The organism is Litorisediminivivens sp. KMU-197 (genome assembly GCF_056858395.1).
The window spans coordinates 63615-81530 of record NZ_JBXEQG010000008.1 but is presented as its reverse complement, the minus strand read 5'-3'; the positions used below and the strand labels follow the sequence as shown (position 1 = coordinate 81530).

At 67.2% G+C, this 17916-nt stretch carries 11 protein-coding genes; 6 read left to right on the top strand and 5 right to left on the bottom strand.

Annotated features, from left to right (window positions below):
* Positions 1-10 precede the first annotated feature (10 nt).
* From AC04PT_RS16040 to AC04PT_RS16020, 5 genes are all read left to right on the top strand, one after another.
* Complete coding sequence (locus AC04PT_RS16040; protein ID WP_482874736.1) at positions 11-1576, top strand: substrate-binding domain-containing protein; 1566 nt, start codon at positions 11-13, stop codon at positions 1574-1576.
* Positions 1577-1842: 266 nt separating this feature from the next.
* The gene (gene deoC, locus AC04PT_RS16035) at positions 1843-2838 is read left to right on the top strand and encodes a deoxyribose-phosphate aldolase (protein ID WP_482874735.1); all 996 of its coding nucleotides are present in this window, start codon (positions 1843-1845) and stop codon (positions 2836-2838) included.
* Positions 2835-3140, top strand: coding sequence for a hypothetical protein (locus AC04PT_RS16030; protein WP_482874734.1), 306 nt, complete (start codon positions 2835-2837; stop codon positions 3138-3140). Before deoC ends, AC04PT_RS16030 begins: the two co-directional genes overlap by 4 nt.
* A gap of 13 nt (positions 3141-3153) precedes the next feature.
* Positions 3154-5499, top strand: a complete 2346-nt coding sequence (locus AC04PT_RS16025) for an aldehyde dehydrogenase family protein (protein WP_482874733.1) — start codon at positions 3154-3156, stop codon at positions 5497-5499.
* A 149-nt stretch (positions 5500-5648) separates the two neighbouring features.
* On the top strand, positions 5649-5780 hold the full coding sequence (locus AC04PT_RS16020; RefSeq protein WP_482874732.1) for a hypothetical protein: 132 nt from the start codon (positions 5649-5651) through the stop codon (positions 5778-5780).
* A gap of 87 nt (positions 5781-5867) precedes the next feature.
* Here the strand turns inward: AC04PT_RS16020 and tdh are convergent, their stop codons facing one another.
* The 3 genes from tdh to AC04PT_RS16005 form a co-directional block, all read right to left on the bottom strand.
* On the bottom strand, positions 5868-6902 hold the full coding sequence (gene tdh, locus AC04PT_RS16015; RefSeq protein WP_482874731.1) for an L-threonine 3-dehydrogenase: 1035 nt from the start codon (positions 6900-6902) through the stop codon (positions 5868-5870).
* The gene (locus AC04PT_RS16010) at positions 6899-8086 is read right to left on the bottom strand and encodes a glycine C-acetyltransferase (RefSeq protein WP_482874730.1); all 1188 of its coding nucleotides are present in this window, start codon (positions 8084-8086) and stop codon (positions 6899-6901) included. Before AC04PT_RS16010 ends, tdh begins: the two co-directional genes overlap by 4 nt.
* 151 nt (positions 8087-8237) lie before the next feature.
* On the bottom strand, positions 8238-8807 hold the full coding sequence (locus AC04PT_RS16005) for a helix-turn-helix domain-containing protein (RefSeq protein WP_482874729.1): 570 nt from the start codon (positions 8805-8807) through the stop codon (positions 8238-8240).
* 115 nt (positions 8808-8922) lie between these two features.
* Here AC04PT_RS16005 and AC04PT_RS16000 point away from each other — a divergent pair, with 115 nt between their 5' ends.
* Positions 8923-10095 (top strand): acetyl-CoA C-acyltransferase family protein, encoded by a 1173-nt coding sequence (locus AC04PT_RS16000; protein ID WP_482874728.1) that lies wholly within the window; start codon positions 8923-8925, stop codon positions 10093-10095.
* Between the two features lie 171 nt (positions 10096-10266).
* Here AC04PT_RS16000 and pbpC read toward each other — a convergent pair whose 3' ends face one another.
* Both pbpC and AC04PT_RS15990 read right to left on the bottom strand, forming a co-directional pair.
* On the bottom strand, positions 10267-12303 hold the full coding sequence (pbpC, locus tag AC04PT_RS15995; RefSeq protein WP_482874727.1) for a penicillin-binding protein 1C: 2037 nt from the start codon (positions 12301-12303) through the stop codon (positions 10267-10269).
* Complete coding sequence (locus tag AC04PT_RS15990; RefSeq protein ID WP_482874726.1) at positions 12300-17744, bottom strand: MG2 domain-containing protein; 5445 nt, start codon at positions 17742-17744, stop codon at positions 12300-12302. The genes pbpC and AC04PT_RS15990 overlap by 4 nt, the downstream gene beginning before the upstream one ends.
* Positions 17745-17916: the final 172 nt, after the last annotated feature.

Here is a 17916-nt window from a genome sequence, read left to right as displayed (position 1 = left end):
ACGGGGCGACATGAGCAAGTTCTGTGCGGCGTTCTGCGCCGCACTTTTCCCATTTCTGCTGTCCCTGCCGTCCTTGGTGGCGGCGCAGGACGTCACCGTCACCTCGCTGGACGGGGCGGTGCGTATCGACGGCACGCTGCTGGGTTTCGACGGCGAATTCTACCGGCTGGGCACCGTCTATGGCGAGATCACCATCGACGCCTCGGGCGTGACCTGCGAAGGACCGGGATGCCCCAATCTGGAAGCTTACGTCGCCGAGATGCGGGTCTCGGGCTCTGCCGCCATGGGCGAGGTTCTGATGCCGGCGCTGATCGAGGCCTTCGCTGCGCGTAACGGTCTGCAGGCGGTGCGCGATCAGGCCGGAGACGGCCGTTTCTCGTACATCTTGCGCGACAGGGACAGCGGCGTCGAGAAGGCGGTCTTCCACTTCCACAACACCACCACGACCGAGGGGTTCGCCGACCTGATGGCGGACGAGAGCGATATCGTCATGTCACTGCGCGAAGTGCGCCCCTCCGAAGTACGTGCTGCGCGCGAACTGGGGCTGGGCGACCTGACCGGTCCAAACCGGTCGCGGGTGCTGGCGCTGGACGCGCTGGTGCCGATCGTGTCGCCATCGAACCCGCGCAGCGCGATCAGCCCGGCACAGCTGGCGCGGATCTTCGCCGGCGAGGTAACCAACTGGCTGCAACTGGGCGGGCCGGACGCGCCGGTGGTATTGCATCTTCCGGAGGCCGAAACCGGCGTGGCGCAGAGCGTGCAGGACAAGCTGATGGCGCCGGCCCGGCTTTCGCTGGCCGCCGGGGTGATCCGTCATGGCACCAGCGCCGACGTCGCCGAAACGGTGGCGGGCGATGTGCTGGCGGTGGGCATTGCCAGCTTTTCGGAGACCGGCAATGCCAAGCCGGTGATGTTGAGCGGGCGCTGCGGCTTCAACCTGCGCGCCACGCGGCTTGCGATCAAGACCGAGGATTACCCGCTGACCGCGCCGATGTTCCTCTACCTGCCGGCGCGGCGCCTGCCCAAGCTGGCGCGGGATTTCCTGACCTTCACCCGGTCTGACCCGGCGCAGATCGTGATCCGCCGCGCCGGTTTCGTGGACCAGGCCCCGGAGGAGGTGACCATCGACGCCCAGGGCGAGCGGTTTGCCAACGCGATCACCGCCGCCGGGGACGAGGTGCCGCTGAAGGAGCTGAAGCGGCTGGTGCGGACGCTGGGCACGCGCCACCGGCTGTCGACCTCGTTCCGGTTCCGCGCCGGATCGACCCTGCTGGACGCGCAGTCGCTGTCGAACGTGCAGCAATTGGCGCGGTCGCTGGAGGCGGGCAAATACGACACCCGCTCGGTCATGTTCGTCGGTTTCTCGGATGGGGACGGGCCGGCCACCGGCAATCGCTTGATCGCGGCCCGCCGGGCCGAGGCTGTGCGCGACGCGGTGCTGGCGGCCGCGGAGACGGCAAACCTCGACCGGGTGCTGATCGAGACGGCGGCCTTCGGCGAGGCGTTGCCAATGGCCTGCGACGACAGCGCCTGGGGCAAGCAGGCGAACCGGCGGGTCGAGGTCTGGGTGCGCTGAGGGCGCTGATCCGTCAACGGATCAGTCCCGATCCATTGATGGATCGGCGCAGGCACCTCCCGTCGAGACGTGCAGACCCTCACCCGACGGGCCGGTGTGATCCGCAAATGAGCGTCCGCGCCGCGGGTCGGGACGTCTGATCCGTCAACGGATCAGTCCCGATCCATTGATGGATCGGGCTCCGGCCCGCCACTGCCGCGAAGGGACCTCTTGCCGCCCGACGCAGCCCGTGGCACCGTTGCTGCAAGAGACCGGAGGCACCGCCCATGGCCACGACAACCAAAGCCAAAGACGACACATCCCACCTGCCGCAGACCTTCGAACCCCGCAACCCGGGGGTCGAGCTCGACCTTGACTGGGTGCTGGGCACCGAGGCCAACCGCTCGGCCATCGAGCGCCGTGCCGCCACCCTGCCCGGCCGCCGCAGTGTCAAGAAAGAGCATCAGGCCGCGTGGCTGTGCCGCGCGATTGCCTGCATCGACCTGACCACCCTTGCCGGGGACGACACCGAGGGCCGGGTGCGCCGGCTCTGCGCCAAGGCGCGCCAGCCGGTGCGCGCCGACATCCTGCAAGAACTGGGCATGGAGGGGCTGACCACCGGCGCGGTCTGCGTCTATCACGACATGATCGAGACCGCCGTCAAGGCGCTGGAGGGCACCGGCATCCCGGTCGCCGCCGTCTCGACCGGGTTTCCTGCCGGGCTGTCGCCGTTTCACCTGCGGGTGGCCGAGATCCACGAAAGCGTGCAGGCTGGGGCGCGCGAAATCGACATCGTGATCTCGCGTCGGCACGTGCTGCAGGGCAACTGGCAGGCGCTTTATGACGAGATGCGCGCCTTCCGCGCCGCCTGTGGCGAGGCGCATGTGAAGGCGATCCTTGCCACCGGGGAGCTGGGCACGCTGAAGAATGTCGCCCGCGCCAGCCTCGTCTGCATGATGGCCGGCGCCGATTTCATCAAGACCTCGACCGGCAAGGAAAGCGTCAACGCCACCCTGCCCGTTTCGCTCGTCATGATCCGGGCGATCCGCGACTACCACCAGCGCACTGGCTACCGTGTCGGCTACAAGCCCGCCGGCGGGATTTCCAAGGCCAAGGATTCGCTGACCTACCTCGCGCTGATGAAAGACGAGCTTGGCGACAGGTGGCTGCAACCGGACATGTTCCGTTTTGGTGCCTCCTCGCTGCTGGGCGATATCGAGCGGCAGCTGGAGCACCACGTCACCGGCCGCTATTCGGCCGCCATCCGGCATGCACTGGCATGAGAAACCCGAACCCCGCCGATTGCCCACCAGGCGCCGTCGACTACTTCCGGGACTTTGCCGATGGACGCTACGACCCGCTGTCTCGGATGCAGCACATCTATCCTTTGGCGGACGCGCATCTATCTTCGGACGGCGAGGCGTTTTGCATTGGGCGACCAGGTGTGGATGGTCTGGAATTTGCCTATCGGCGCGGACATGACGGCATTTGGGTCTGGTATCCGTTGGACGAAACATGGGTCCGCGTGGCTGAAGACATACACGCGCTGAATCGCGACTGGCTGTCGTGCGTTCTGAAAGTTTGAAGGAGGTCTGGACATGACCGTCAAGGAAATCTTCGAGAGCATGGAATACGGCCCCGCCCCCGAGAGCGCCGGCGACGCGCTGGCCTGGATCGTCGATCAGGGCAGCCGCTTCGGCATGTATATCAATGGAGAGTGGACAGCCGCGCGGGGCGACTTTCCGTCGAAAAACCCTGCCAGTGGCGAGACGCTGGCCGATCTGACCCAGGCAATCCCGTCCGAGATCGACGATGCCGTCGCCGCCGCCCGCAAGGCTCAGCCGAAGTGGGCTGGCCTCGGTGGCCACGGACGGGCGCGGTATCTTTACGCCATCGCGCGGCTGCTCCAGAAGCATTCGCGGCTGTTCGCGGTGCTGGAAACCCTCGACAACGGCAAGCCCATCCGCGAGAGCCGCGACATCGACATTCCGCTGGCGCAGCGGCATTTCTACTACCACGCCGGCATGGCCCAGTTGATGGACAGCGAATTGCCGGGGCGCGAGGCACATGGTGTCTGCGGACAGGTGATCCCGTGGAACTTCCCGCTGCTGATGCTGGCATGGAAGATCGCGCCGGCACTGGCGGCGGGCAATACCGTGGTGCTGAAACCGGCCGAGTACACCTCGCTGACGGCACTGCTTTTTGCCGATATCTGCACGCAGGCCGGGCTGCCCAAGGGCGTCGTGAACATCCTGACCGGCGATGGCGAAGTGGGCGAGGCGATCGTCACTCACCGTGGCGTCGACAAGGTGGCCTTCACCGGCTCCACCCCCGTGGGCCGCGCGATCCGATCCGCCATTGCCGGATCGGGCAAGGCGCTCACGCTCGAACTGGGCGGCAAGTCGCCCTACATCGTGTTCGAGGATGCCGATATCGACAGCGCCGTCGAGGGGCTGGTGGATGCGATCTGGTTCAACCAGGGGCAGGTCTGCTGCGCAGGGTCGCGGCTGATCGTGCAGGAAGGCATCGCCGAAACATTCCACGCCCGCCTGCGCGCCCGCATGGACAAGCTGCGTATGGGCAACCCGCTGGACAAGAGCATCGACGTCGGCGCCATCGTCGATCCGGTACAATTGCAGACGATCTCGCGGATGGTCGACGCCAACACCTCGGGCGAGCTGTATCACGCCAACGTCGATCTTCCGTCCGAGGGCTGCTTCTATCCGCCGACACTGATCACCGGGCTGCACCCTTCGGACACGCTGATGCAGGAGGAGATCTTCGGCCCGGTTCTGGTGGGCACCACCTTCCGCACACCGTCCGAGGCGGTCGAGGTCGCCAACAACACCCGCTACGGCCTTGCCGCGACGCTGTGGAGCGAAAACATCAACGTCGCGCTGGACATTGCGCCCAAGCTGGCAGCGGGGGTCGTCTGGATCAACGGCACCAACATGTTCGACGCGGCGGCGGGCTTCGGCGGGGTGCGCGAAAGCGGCTTCGGACGCGAAGGCGGATGGGAAGGCATGAGCGCCTACACCCGACCCATCGGCGACGGCAAACCGCTGCAGAAGGTCGAGGCTTTCGCAGGCGACAAGGGCCCGAACGATCCGCTGGACCGGACCGCAAAGCTTTACATCGGGGGCAAGCAGGCGCGGCCCGATGGCGGCTATTCGCGCGGCGTCCACGGCCCGAAGGGTGCGCTTCTGGGTCATGCCAGCCTCGCCAACCGCAAGGATGTGCGCAACGCTGTCGAGGCCGCGAAGGGCGCGGAGGCATGGTCGGCGTCCACCGGGCATCTTCGGGCGCAAATCCTCTATTACATCGCCGAGAACCTGTCGGCGCGCGCGACCGAGTTTGCCGGCCGGGTCAATGACCTGACCGGTCGCAAGGATGGCGCGAAGGAGGTCGAGGCCTCGATCAGGCGGCTGTTCACCTATGCCGCATGGGCCGACAAGTTCGACGGGCAGGCGCACAATGTGCCGATCCGCGCGGTGGCGCTGGCGATGCGTGAACCGGTCGGCGTGATCGGCGCGCTCTGCGACGACGCGCTGCCGCTGCTAGGGCTGGTGTCCGTCATGGGTCCGGCGATGGCGATGGGCAACCGCACGGTGCTGGTAGCGTCGGAGCCCTACCCGCTGGCGGCCACCGACTTCTACCAGATCCTCGAAACCTCGGACGTGCCGGGCGGGGTGGTCAACATCCTCACCGGGTCTCATGCCGAGCTGGCCAAGACGCTGGCCGAGCACATGGATGTGGACGCGGTCTGGAGCTTTTCGTCCACCGACCTCGCCACCGAGATCGAGCGCGGCGCAGCGGGCAACCTCAAGCGCACCTGGGTCAACAACGGCAAGTCCCGCGACTGGTTCGGGTCCGAGGGCGAAGGCCGCGATTTCCTGGATGCGGCCACGGAAGTGAAGAACATCTGGGTGCCCTACGGGGCGTGACAATCACGGTGGGTCAGCGACCCACCGCCCTGCCCCTGGCGTTGAGTCAAATCCTCGCAAACCGGTTCAGGCCCGGTAAGCACTTGGTAACCCGCATCCGTCAGCTTGCCCGCGGGGGCTTTGCTGAAAAGGGGTGACGGATGCACCAGATGACTCAGACAGGCCTGAACGACGTGGTTGACGCGATGGATATGAACACCCGCGAGGATTTCGGGGTGTTCCGGCTGCTGCGCGAGTTGGGGCAAAGCGCCCTCTTCGTGCCTTATAGCCGCAATCGCTGAATTCCCGCCCCTGTGCGTCTGGACGCCAGGGGCGGGCCGCTACCTTTTCAACCTTTCCGTAGGCCGGGCTTCAGCCCGGCATCCCGCTTACCACTCCAGCACCACTTTGCCGGAATTGCCCGATCGCATGGCGTCAAAGCCCTGCTGGAAATCGTCGGCCTTGAAGCGGTGGGTGATGACACCGCGCACGTCGAGGCCGTTCTCCAGCATGGCGATCATCTTGTACCAGGTTTCGAAGATCTCGCGCCCGTAGACACCCTTGATGGTGATCGCCTTGAACACGATGCGCGACCAATCGACCGGCGACTTGCCCGGCGGAATGCCCAGCAGCGCGATGCGGCCGCCCATCACCAGAGCTTCGACCATCTGGTCGAGCGCGCGCTGGTTGCCGGACATCTCGAGCCCGACGTCGAAGCCTTCCTTCATCTTCAGCCCGGCCTTGACGTCGTTCAGGTCCTGATGGGCCACGTTGACAGGCACCACATCGGCGACCTTCTCGGCCAGCGCCAAGCGCTCGGCGTTGATGTCCGTGATCACCACGTGACGCGCGCCGACGTGCCGCGCCACCGCCGCCGCCATGATGCCGATCGGTCCGGCGCCGGTGATCAGCACGTCCTCGCCCACCAGATCGAAGCTCAGCGCAGTGTGGACCGCATTGCCCAGCGGATCGAGGATTGCGCCGATCTCGTCGTCGATCTCGTCCGGCAGCGGCACCACGTTGAACGCTGGCAGGCGCAGGTACTGGGCGAAGGCCCCCTGTTCGTTGACGCCGATACCACGGGTTTCGGGATCAAGGTGGAACTTCCCGGCGCGCGATTGGCGCGAATGCTTGCCGATCAGGTGGCCCTCGCCCGAACAGCGCTGGTCGATCTTCAGGTCCTCGACGCGGGCGCCGATCTCGACAATCTCACCGGCGAATTCATGGCCTGTGACCAGCGGTACGGGTACGGTTTTCTGCGCCCATTCATCCCAGTTCCAGATGTGCACGTCGGTGCCGCAGATGCCGGTCTTGTTGATCTTGATCAGCACGTCGTCGGGGCCGATTTCCGGCACCGGGACATGTTGCATCCAGAGCCCCTCGGCCGGTTCGGCCTTCACCAGCGCTTTCATGTCGTTTCTCATTTCAAAACCCCCACGGCCTTGCCGGCACGCTCGAACGCGGCCAGTGCCTGATCCAGATCGTCGCGCGTCAGGGCGGCGTTCATCTGCGTCCTGATCCGCGCCTGCCCTTTGGGCACGACCGGGAAGAAGAAGCCCGAGACATAGACGCCCTCGTCGAACAGCTTTGCCGCCATGTCCTGCGCCAGCCGCGCCTCGCCCAGCATGACCGGCACGATGGGATGCTCGCCGGGCAGCAGGTCGAAGCCCAGCCGTTCCAGCCCTTTGCGCCAGTACTTCGTGTTCTCGAACAGCTTTTCGCGCAGGTCGTCGCCCTGCTCGACCAGCTCCAGCGCCTTGATCCCGGCGGCCACCACCGCGGGCGGCAGGGAGTTGGAGAACAGGTAGGGCCGGCCGCGTTGCCGCAACAGGTCGACCACCGGCTGCGAAGCCGCGACATAGCCGCCGATGGCCCCGCCCAGCGCCTTGCCCAGCGTGCCGGTCAGGATATCGGCAGAGACCCCGGCATGCGCCGGGGTGCCGGCGCCCTTGGGGCCCATGAAGCCGGTGGCATGGCAGTCGTCGACCATCAGCACTGCGTCGTACTGATCGGCCAGGGCACGGATGTCGCCCAGCTTCGCCAGATAGCCGTCCATCGAAAAGACGCCGTCGGTGGCAATCATCACGTGACGCGCTCCGCCGTCGCGGGCCTCTTTCAGCTTCGCCTCAAGATCCGCCATGTCGGAGTTGGCGTAGCGGAAGCGTTTGGCCTTGGACAGGCGGATGCCGTCGATGATGCTGGCATGGTTCAGCGCGTCCGAAATCACCGCATCCTCGGGCCCCAGAAGCGGCTCGAACACCGCGCCATTGGCGTCGAAGCAAGCGGCGAACAGGATCGCGTCGTCGGTGCCGAGGAAGGCGGCAAGCTTCTGCTCCAATTCGCGGTGCAGATCCTGGGTACCGCAGATGAAACGCACCGAAGCCATACCGTAGCCGTGGCTGTCCATGGCGGCCTTCGCGGCCGCGATCAACGCCGGGTGATCGGCAAGCCCGAGGTAGTTGTTGGCACAAAGGTTGATCATCTCGCGGTCGCCGACCTGCATTCGCGCGCCTTGGGCCGAGGTGATTGGACGTTCGACCTTCTTCAGCCCGTCAGCTTCGATCTGCTGCAGCGTATCGGTGAGGTGATCCATAAATGCCTGTGACATGATGCGACTCCTTTGCGTGAGGCTGTCTATCACAACAGATGCACATCCGAAATAGCGGATTTTCGTTTTAATGGATTTTATCCACTAAAACGGAACTCAAGCTGCCACGGTGTTTCTCTGCGGTCCCCGGCTCGCCGGAGCCACCAATTATTCAACCCGAGTCCTGCACCACGAGGAAGGCCTTCGCCGTGCCGTCGAGCGCCCGGATGCTGTGCGGCAGGTCGGCAGCGTAACGGGCACTGTCGCCGCGTTCGAGCCGCTCTGTTGCCTCGCCCGACACCACCTCGACCGCGCCATTGATCACGCTTAGAATCTCGGTCGTGCCGCGCTTGTGCGGCTGGCTGTCCAGCCGCCCGCCTTCGTCGAAGCGCAGTTCGTAAAGTTCGTTGCGGCCGGCCTCTTCGGGGGGCGAGAAGATGCGGATGCGGCACCCCGCGCCCATGTTTTCGATCACCGGGATCTGGTCGGCCCGCAACACCTCGATGCGGTCGCGCGGTTCCTGATCCTCCAGCAGACCGGCGAAATCGACCTGCAAGGCCCGGGTCAGGTTCCAAAGTGTCGCGATGGTGGGCGAGCTTTCGCCGCGCTCGATCTGGCTGACCATGGAACGCGACACGCCCGAGAGCTTGGCCACCGCCTCCAGCGACAGGCCCTGCGTGCGGCGGGCCTCTTTCAGGCGGGCAGGCAGAAGGGCCAGAATATCGTCAGGTGTTTCCGTCATGGCGGAAGGATTGCGCCGAATGGAGACGGAGATCAAGCGGCAATTCTGACGGAACGTCGCTGTGACAGTCCGGGCGGCGCGGCGCATACTGCGCGCAGAATCGGGAGAATACATCATGGCAGACGACATCGTCATTCTGGGCGGCGCACGCACCGCAATCGGCACCTTCGGCGGTGCCTTCAAGGACACGCCGCCGATCGACCTCGGCACCGTGGCCGCCAAGGCAGCGCTGGAGCGCGCCGGCGTCGACCCCGGGCAAATCGGCCAGACCGTCTTTGGCCACGTCATCAACACCGAGCCGCGCGACATGTACCTGAGCCGCGCCGTCGCGCGCGCCGCCGGGGTGCCGGACGAGGCGCCGGCGATGAACGTCAACCGGCTGTGCGGGTCGGGCGCGCAGGCGGTGGTTTCGGCGGTGCAGGCGCTGATGCTGGGCGATGCCGACTTTGCACTGGCCGGCGGCGCCGAGAACATGAGCCGGTCGCCGTTCATCAACCCGCAGCAGCGCTTCGGCCAGAAGATGGGCGACATCCGCACCGTCGACATGATGCTGGGCGCGCTCAACTGCCCGTTCGGCACCGGGCACATGGGGATCACGGCGGAAAACGTGGCCGCTGAATCCGACATCAGCCGCGAGGAACAGGACGCTTTCGCGCTGCAAAGCCAGCAGCGCGCGGCCAAGGCCATCGCCGAGGGCCATTTCGACGACCAGATCGCTCCGGTCGAGGTGCGGGTGAAGCGCGACATGGTGGCCTTTGCCAAGGATGAACACCCCAAGGAGACCTCGGCGGAGGCGCTTGCAGGGCTGCGCCCGGCATTCCAGAAGGACGGCAGCGTGACGGCGGGCAATGCCAGCGGCATCAACGACGGCGCAGCGGCGATCGTGCTGGCGCGGGCTGGGGCGGCCTCGGGTCTGAAGCCAATGGCGCGTATTCTGGGCTACGCGGTTGCAGGCGTGCGACCCGAGGTGATGGGTTTCGGCCCGATCCCGGCCTGCCGCAAGCTGGCCGAGAAGACCGGGCTGGACCTTGCCGACTTCGACGTGATCGAATCGAACGAGGCCTTTGCCGCGCAGGCGCTTGCAGTAAACAAGGAACTGGGGCTCGATCCCGCGAAGGTGAACCCCAATGGTGGCGCCATTGCGCTGGGGCACCCGGTGGGGGCCACGGGGTCGATCCTTGTGGTCAAGGCGCTGTATGAACTTCAGCGGATCGGTGGCGGCAAGGGTCTGGTGACCATGTGCATCGGCGGCGGTCAGGGCATTGCGCTGGCCATCGAAACTTTGTGAGGCGCCCGATCCATTGATGGATCGATACTGATCCGTTGACGGATCAGGATGCATGACAAAGGCGGAGGCGTGGTAGTCCGATCCATTGATGGATCGGTGCTGATCCGTTGACGGATCAGGGTGCGTGACCATGGCGGGGGCAAGGCATTCCGGTCCGTTAACGGAGCAGGCTCACTCGCGCCGCACCGTCGCACCGACCGAGGTGCCCTCGGCATCGATCACCGCGAGGTGCGAAAAGCCGCGCGAGGGCAGAACGATCGGCAGCACGCGCTGCCGCGCCCCGGTGATGAAGGGCGTGCCGTCGACGAGGATGGTGAAGGGCGGCCTGCCGTGTCGCAGCTTCACCGTCACCTGCGTGCCCGACATCACCGCGCCGTGGGGCGGAAAGGCCAGTTCAAGCCCGCCAGTGTTGCGGGCGAAGCGGCCGTCGCGCGGGCGGAAGCGCTTCAGCGGCTGCGGCAGGTCGGCGTTGCGAACGATCAGCGTCGCCGGGGGCGGCGGCGGCAGGTCGTCGGGGGCGGTTTTCAGCAATTGGAACGCCTCGAACAGCACCGGGGCGGCGGTGTCACCGCCGAAGGCGCCGGGCACCGGGGTGCCGTCGGGGCGGCCGATCCAGACGCCGGCGACATGCCGCCCGTCGAAACCCAGCGCCCAGGCGTCGCGGTGGCCGTAGGATGTGCCGGTCTTGTAGGCCAGCCAGTCGCGCGGGGCGCCGGGCGGCGGGGCCAGGTCCGCCAGGATCTGGGCCACCTGCCAGGCGGCGACGCGGCCCGTTACATCGGCCCCGGGTTGCGGGCGCGCGCCCTGCCGCCAATAGAGCGGACGTGCCTCGCCCATCTGCGCCAGCGCGGCGTAAAGCTGTACCATGTCCGCCAGCGTCATGCCGATCCCGCCCAGTGCGATGGCAAGGCCGGGCTGCGTGCCTTGCAGTGCGGGTTCCGCGCCGGAGCGGCGCAGAGCGGCCATCAGATGCGCCGGCCCAAGCGCGTTTGTCAGTTTGACCACAGGGATGTTCAGCGACATCTGCAAGGCGCGTTCCACTGTCACCTCGCCACGGAACCGGCCGTCGAAGTTCTGCGGCGCATAGGGTCCGAACCGCACCGGGCTGTCGTCGATCAGGGTCTGCGGATGGGCAAGGCCACGGTCGAAGGCCAGCGCATAGATCAGCGGTTTCAGGGTCGAGCCGGGCGAGCGCAGGGCCTGGGTCATGTCGACGAAGCCATCGCGGGATTCGGCCTCGCTCAGCCCGGCGGAGCCGACCGAGGCGAGGATCTCGCCGGTCTCGTGGTCGGCGACGAGCAGCGCAATGGACAGGTGGTCTCCCTTGCCCCGGACCGCGCGGGCGGCAAGACGCTCCAGCCGGGCTTGCAGGTCGCGGTCGACCGTGAGGTCATGGGCGGGCGCGAAGGGCCGGTCCTCGCGCGCCCGGTCAGACAGGTGCGAGGCCAGCACCGGGAAATCTCGGCGGGCGTCGGGAATGGCTTCGCGCCTGCCGGCGGCGGCGGTCTCGGCGTCGATCACGTGATCGCGCTGCATCCGCTTCAGCACCCGGTCACGGGCAGCCACCGCATTGGCGTGGCGCTTGTCCGGGCGGCGGCCCTCGGGGCTTTGCGGCAGGGCCACGAGCAGCGCGGCTTCGGCCGGGGTCAGGCGGCGCGGTTCCTTGCCGAAATACCCCAGCGCGGCGGCCCGGACGCCTTCGAGATTGCCGCCATAGGGGGCATGGGTGAAGTAGAGCGTCAGGATCTCGCGCTTGGTCAGCTTGCGCTCCAACGCCAGCGCCAGCCGCGCCTGCCGCAGCTTGCCGGCAAGTGCCCCGGTGCCGCTGTCCTCAAGAAGCCGCGCGACCTGCATCGTCAGCGTCGATCCGCCCGACACCACGCGACCGTGCTTCAGCGCGAGATAGACCGCGCGGACGATGGCCTTGCTGTCGACACCGGGATGCTGCCAGAAGCGGCCGTCCTCGTAGGTGACAAGCATCTTGATCAGCAGCGGGTCGATCTCGTCCAGCGTGACCGAGAAGCGCCAGCGGCCGTCCTCGACGGTATATCCACGCAGCAATCGGCCCTCGCGGTCAAGCACCTCGACCGATGTGGCGGCCAGTACCGGCGGCAATTGCGTGGCGTTCACCCAATCGTCAAAGGCGTCGCGCGCGGCGGCCACGCTCCATAACGCCGCGATCAACAGGAAGAGCCCGAGCCGTTTCATTCCGCGACCACCAACTGCCCCGAGGTGGTGCGGGCACGGTATTGCGGGCGGTACATGTCTTCGACCACCGCGGGGGGGTGGTGGAAGCGACCGGGCGAAATGGCGCGGACGATATAGGCCAGCTGGACAGGCTCGACACCCTCGTGATCCACCGCAGCAAGGAAACGGTCGGCGCGGAACTCGCTGTGGCGGACGCGGGACGGATCAAGCCAGTCGAGCGCGCGGACCTGACCGGAGCGCAAAAGGTTGGGGTTGTCGATCTCGAACCCGGCAGGCAGCGCATCGTCGATCATCAGCCGCGCGCCGGTATCCTCGGCCGGGGTCACGGTCAGCACGGTGACGAACCGGTCGCCGGTGCGAACCGGGCCAGTGACCGCCGCGCCGTCCAACGTGTAGTAGCTGCGGTCGATGCGATAGCCGTAGCCCGAGGCATCCACTGCGCCGGCGGGCTTGCCATAGGTGGTCAGGGTCACGTCGGTCGGCCCGGTACCGGCGTTGGTGATGCTGCGCGGGGCGGCGCCGTCGCGGAATCTCCGGACCAGCGGGCCGGCAACCCGCTCGCCGTCCAGCAGGATGCTGCCGGCAGCGGGGTCCGTGACCATGGCGCTGGCCGCAAGCAGCGACCAGGCCTGCTCCTGCGTCGACATTTCGGGGCGCCGGGCGGCGATGCGGTGGACCAGCGCCTCGCGGTCGACCGCGTCGGATCCGGCCTCGACGGCGAGTGACAGCAAGCCGGCGGCGTCGCGCAGCCGGGTGCCGAAATCGGCCCGCAGCACCGGGGTTTCGGGGGTGTCCTCCGGCGCTATCATGGCCATGGCGGTCCGGAACATGCGGTCGGCGCGGGTCTGATCGCCATACATCGCCAGCGCGGCACCCAGCTGCGCGGCGGCCAGCGGTGTGTCGAAGTTGTCGGCCTTTACATCGGCGTAGTAGCGCAGGTCGCCCACCGCCGCCGCGCCTTCACGGGCCATCACCAGCAGCGCATAGGCCAGATCCTCGCCGCCCTTGTCGAAATCGGGGGCGTAGTTGACCTGGTTCTTGAGGTTGTCCATAGCCTGACGGAAAGCAAGGTCGGGGACGCTGTAGCCCTGCGTTCTTGCACGGCTGAGGAAGTCGCTGACATAGGCGTCGAGCCAGACATCGCCGGATGTTGCGCTCCACAGCCCGAAGGCACCGTTCGGCGCCTGCCGGGTGAGGATGCGGGCGACAGTCTGGTCGATGCGGGTCTGGATCTGCGCGGTCTCGGTCAGGCCCATCGCCTCGGCCACTGACGACAGGTAGAGCAGCGGCATCGCCTGACTGGTGATCTGCTCGGTGCAACCATAGGGATAACGGTCGAGCGCGGCCAGCAGGCGGGGCGCATCGAAGCGCGCCAGCGGCCCGGCAGCGACCAGCGCTGAACCGGTGCCAGGGCGGAGACCGGCGAAGACGTTGTCGTTGAAGGTAAAGGTCTCGCCCTCGGCCAGTGACAAGCGGCGTGTGTCCGAGACCTCGGGGTCGTTATTGCGCACCGGCACGTCCAGCGACTTGCGCAGGACCTTGCCGTCGGGTGTGGTCAGCGACAGGGTGATCGCGTGCCGCCCCTCGTCGCCCGCGGTGATCGGGACAGTGAAGGCGGTCTTTTCCTGCGCCGCCAGGCTGAGCGTCGCGGGAATGGCAGAGGCGTCGAGGGTGAGACCCTGCGCGGTAAGGGTCAGGTCCATCTCGCCCGCGGGGCCCTCGGCATGGACCACTTCCACCAGCAGGCGGCTGGTGTCGCCGGGCGACAGGAAACGCGGCAGGCTGGCGGTGACGACAACCGGATCGCGCACCAGAACATCGGCCTCGGCCTGCCCGACCCCGCTGCGCGACCAGACGACGGCCGCCAGCCGCACGGTGCCGTTGAACTCGGGAATGTCGAAGGTGACCTCTGCGGTGCCATCCGGTCCGACCTCGACCGGGCCGGAAAACAGGGCAACCAACTCGTCCAGTTTGGGCGGGCTGTTGAACCGCGCCGCATCGCCCGCGTCACCGCCCGAGCGGACCTGTCCCATGGCGCCGTCGAGACCGTTGATCAACCGACCATAGATGTCACGCATCTCAACCCCCAGCTTGCGCTGGCCGAAGTAGTGGCCCTGCGGATCGGGGCTTTGAAAGCCGGTGATGTTGAGGATGCCAAGGTCGGTGGCGGCGACGGTGACATGGGCGGTTTCGCCCGGAGCGACGCCCGCGACCTGCACCTCTGCAGTCAGTGGCCCGCGCGGGTCGGAGGTTTCGGCGGTGATCAGCGTCACGTCCAGCGCCTTGGGTCCCGGGTCGATGCCGGCATGGGCAAGGCCCAGCGCGCGGGCGGGGTTCTGCCCGGCGGGCGCGTCCATCGGGCGGATGACGGTTGCGGTGACGTAGGCCCCGGCACCCCAATCGTCCGTGACCGGGAGGGGAACCAGGTTCTCGCCCTCGGTGACGTCGACGGTCTGCATGTCGATCACGCGGTTCGACATGACGGTGATCAGCGCGGTCCCGGCGTAGCGCGGCACCAGCCGCAAGGTGGCGGTCTCGCCCGGGCGGTAAGCGGGCTTGTCGAGCGACACGTCGAGCGTATCCGGCGTGTTGGTCGCATCGGCGGGCGCGTACCAGCCGGCCCAGAACCCGGTGGAGGCGGCGACGTAATCTCCGTCGGTGCGCTCCACCACCAGCTCGTAATTGCCCCAATCGACATCGGCGGCGATCTCGGTGGGGGTCTGGCCCAACGCAAGCGCGCCGCTGGCGATTTCGGTGCGGGTAACGGTGGGTTCCCAGTTCCACGACCCGTAAAGCCGATACCATTCATAACGGGTGCGGACGCGGTTGAGGGTCCACCTGACCTGCATTGGCGCGGGCTGACCGTCGGCGTCCAGCCCGATCAGGCGAAAGCGGGCTTCCGAGCCCTCCTTGACCACGCCATCGAACAACGGGTCGATGCCCAGCACGGGACCAGCGGCCGCAAGGTCGCGGATCACCCTGCGTTCAACCGGGCGGCCCGACCCTTCGGACATGGCAACGACGACCTCGGCGGTCATCGGCAGGTTGGCGGCGTCGCCCTCGATTTCGGGCAGGGCCAGCGGCACCTGCAGATGGCCGGTGGCGTCTGTGCGAAGCTCACCCTCCATGTAGCGGGTGCGGGGGTCGAAAGTGGTGTCGTGACGGCCGAAGGTGAAGCCCGGCCAGCCGTCAATCCCGTCTGCCCGCGACAGGCGCACGCGCACCTCGGCCGGCAGGTCGGCGCCGGGGGCCCCGAACAGATAGCGCGCGTCGATGCGCAGTTCGGGGCTGTCGGTCGCGGTGATGCGGCCTTCGGGCAGCGCAAGGTCGAAGTCGATGCGCTCGGGCAGGAAGTCCTCGATCAGCACGGTGCGGCTGACCAGCGCCGGGGCGTCCGGATCTGCATGCAGTTCGATCCGCCACGTGCCGCGCGGCACGCCCGGCCCGGTGGCAAGGTCGAAGACATGGCCCCCGACTTGGCCCGACTGCGACAGGTGGCGGGAGTATTCGACGCCGTCGGGGCGTGTCAGCATGGCGGTCAGGGGCAGGCCCTCGATCGCCTGCGCCTCGGCGTCGCGGGTCAGCGCGGTGACATGGATCGTCTCGCCGGCGCGATAGGCGCCACGGTCGGTGGCAATGAAGACATCGATCGGACCGGCGGGCTCGCGCCCCTCGACGCCGCGGTCGGACAGGTCGAAGGCCGGATCGGTGAGCGACAGGAAGGCGATGTCATCGCCGGTCTTCGCCACCAGCAGCGCCGGCGCCGCGCCCTGGGTGCCGCGCGTCAGTCCGGGGTCAAAGACGACGTGGCCCTGCGCGTCCGTCGCGGCCTGTGCCAGCACGCGGTTGGACTGGCTGACCAGCTGCACCTCGACACCTGCGCGGGCCTCGGCGTCGCCAAGGCCGCGGATGAACACATGCAGCCCGTCGGTGCCGGACATGCTGGCCAGACCGAGGTCCGACAATACGAACCACTGGGTTGCCATGTCGTCGGAATAGGCGTCCGCGCCGGGCACCCTGGCGGTCAGCGCGTAGATCCCCGGCGGCTGATCCGCGAGCATCCCGCCCACCGGCAGCCGGGTGACGACATCCCGGTTGAGCTGCTGCTCGACTTCGCCAACGCCCTGCCACACCGTTTCGCCGACCTCGCGGTCGAACTGGCGTTCGGTGTAATAGCCCATCGGCTCACCGAAATAGCTGTCCTGTATGGCGCGCAGCAGGTTGCGGTCGGAGATGCGGCGCAGCGTCAGGTCGACCTCGGAGAGGTTCACCGTCTCGATCGGCAGCGCGGCCCCGGCAGACCGCGGCAGCACGTAGGCACGGCCCTTGAAGGCCACGGCAGGCGACCGGTCGCGGACATATTGCGTGATCGAGACGTCCTTGATCGTGGCCTCGCCGGACGCGGCGGGCAGGCCCTCGCGGAAGGTCAGCGTATAGCGCTTGCCGTGCGCGACGCCGCTGACGCATATGTCGCGACCCGAGGCGGTGACCGCGAGGCCGGGATCGGGCAGCTGGACATAGGTCGCATAATCCTGACCCGCCCGCACCAGATCCTCGCTGAACGTAACACAGATGCGGGGCTCGGCCCGGTCGCTTTCGGTTCGGTGTTCGGTGATGCGGAAGCCGTATTTGCCGACCGCGTCTTCCAGCGCGGCGGTGACATCGGCCCGGGGTTGCAGGCTTGCGGCCAGCCGCAATGCGGGCACCGTGTCGCGGCCCCGGCCGGCCTCTTCCAACGCTTGCGCCAGAACCATCAGCGCCGCCACCCGGCCCGGATCGCCGGAGGCGCGCAGGTAGCCGTTGATCCCCCCTGTCAGCGCGGCTCCGATCAACTCTCGTGCATTGGACGCGCGATTGCCGGCCATGGCGTGCTTCAGGGCGAGGCGGGCGTAATCGACCCAGAGGTCGGCCGCATCGCTCTGCGCCAGCGCGGCCCCGGTCCAGCGGAGCGCGCCGGCGAGATTGCCGTCGACCTCGTCCTGCCGGGCGATTTCAAGCAGGGCCTCGACCGTCGACGTGCCGCCGAAGTGACGTCCGCCGAGGGTGCGGGCCTGCGCCAGTGCCGCGTCCAGATCGTGTTGCGACAGGAAATCCAGATCGCGTAGCCGCACCCCCGCCCGCGCCGTCACCGCCGGATCGCTCGTCACGACCTTGGCCGAGACCGCGCCCTGGTAGGGCGAGACCCCGGTCACAGCGCTTTTGGGGAAACAAGCGTTGGACCGGCTGTTATAGGTGAAGGCCCGGCAGTCCGGATCGCTCAGGCAGACGCGTTCGCAGGTGGCGAGATCGGTGTCGAAAAGCGCCTGAAGATCCGCGCCCAGAAAGTCGATGTTGCGCGAAAATACGGCACGTCTGTCCGGAATGACGTCCTGTGCTGCGCCCTGCGCCAAAGCCGGCACTGAAAGAACGGCGGCCAAAAGGCCGGCAACAAATCGGTGCATCAAAATTCCTCCGGTCCTAATCGTCATATTGTCCCACTTGTGACCCCGGCTGGCAACGATTCCCCCGGCCTCATGACATTTGCGTCATCGGTTTGCGGCAACAAGGTTAAGCCATTCTTCATGCCTTGCGGCCAAGTTGCGCGGATTACCGTGTTATACATGGAGCCCGGGC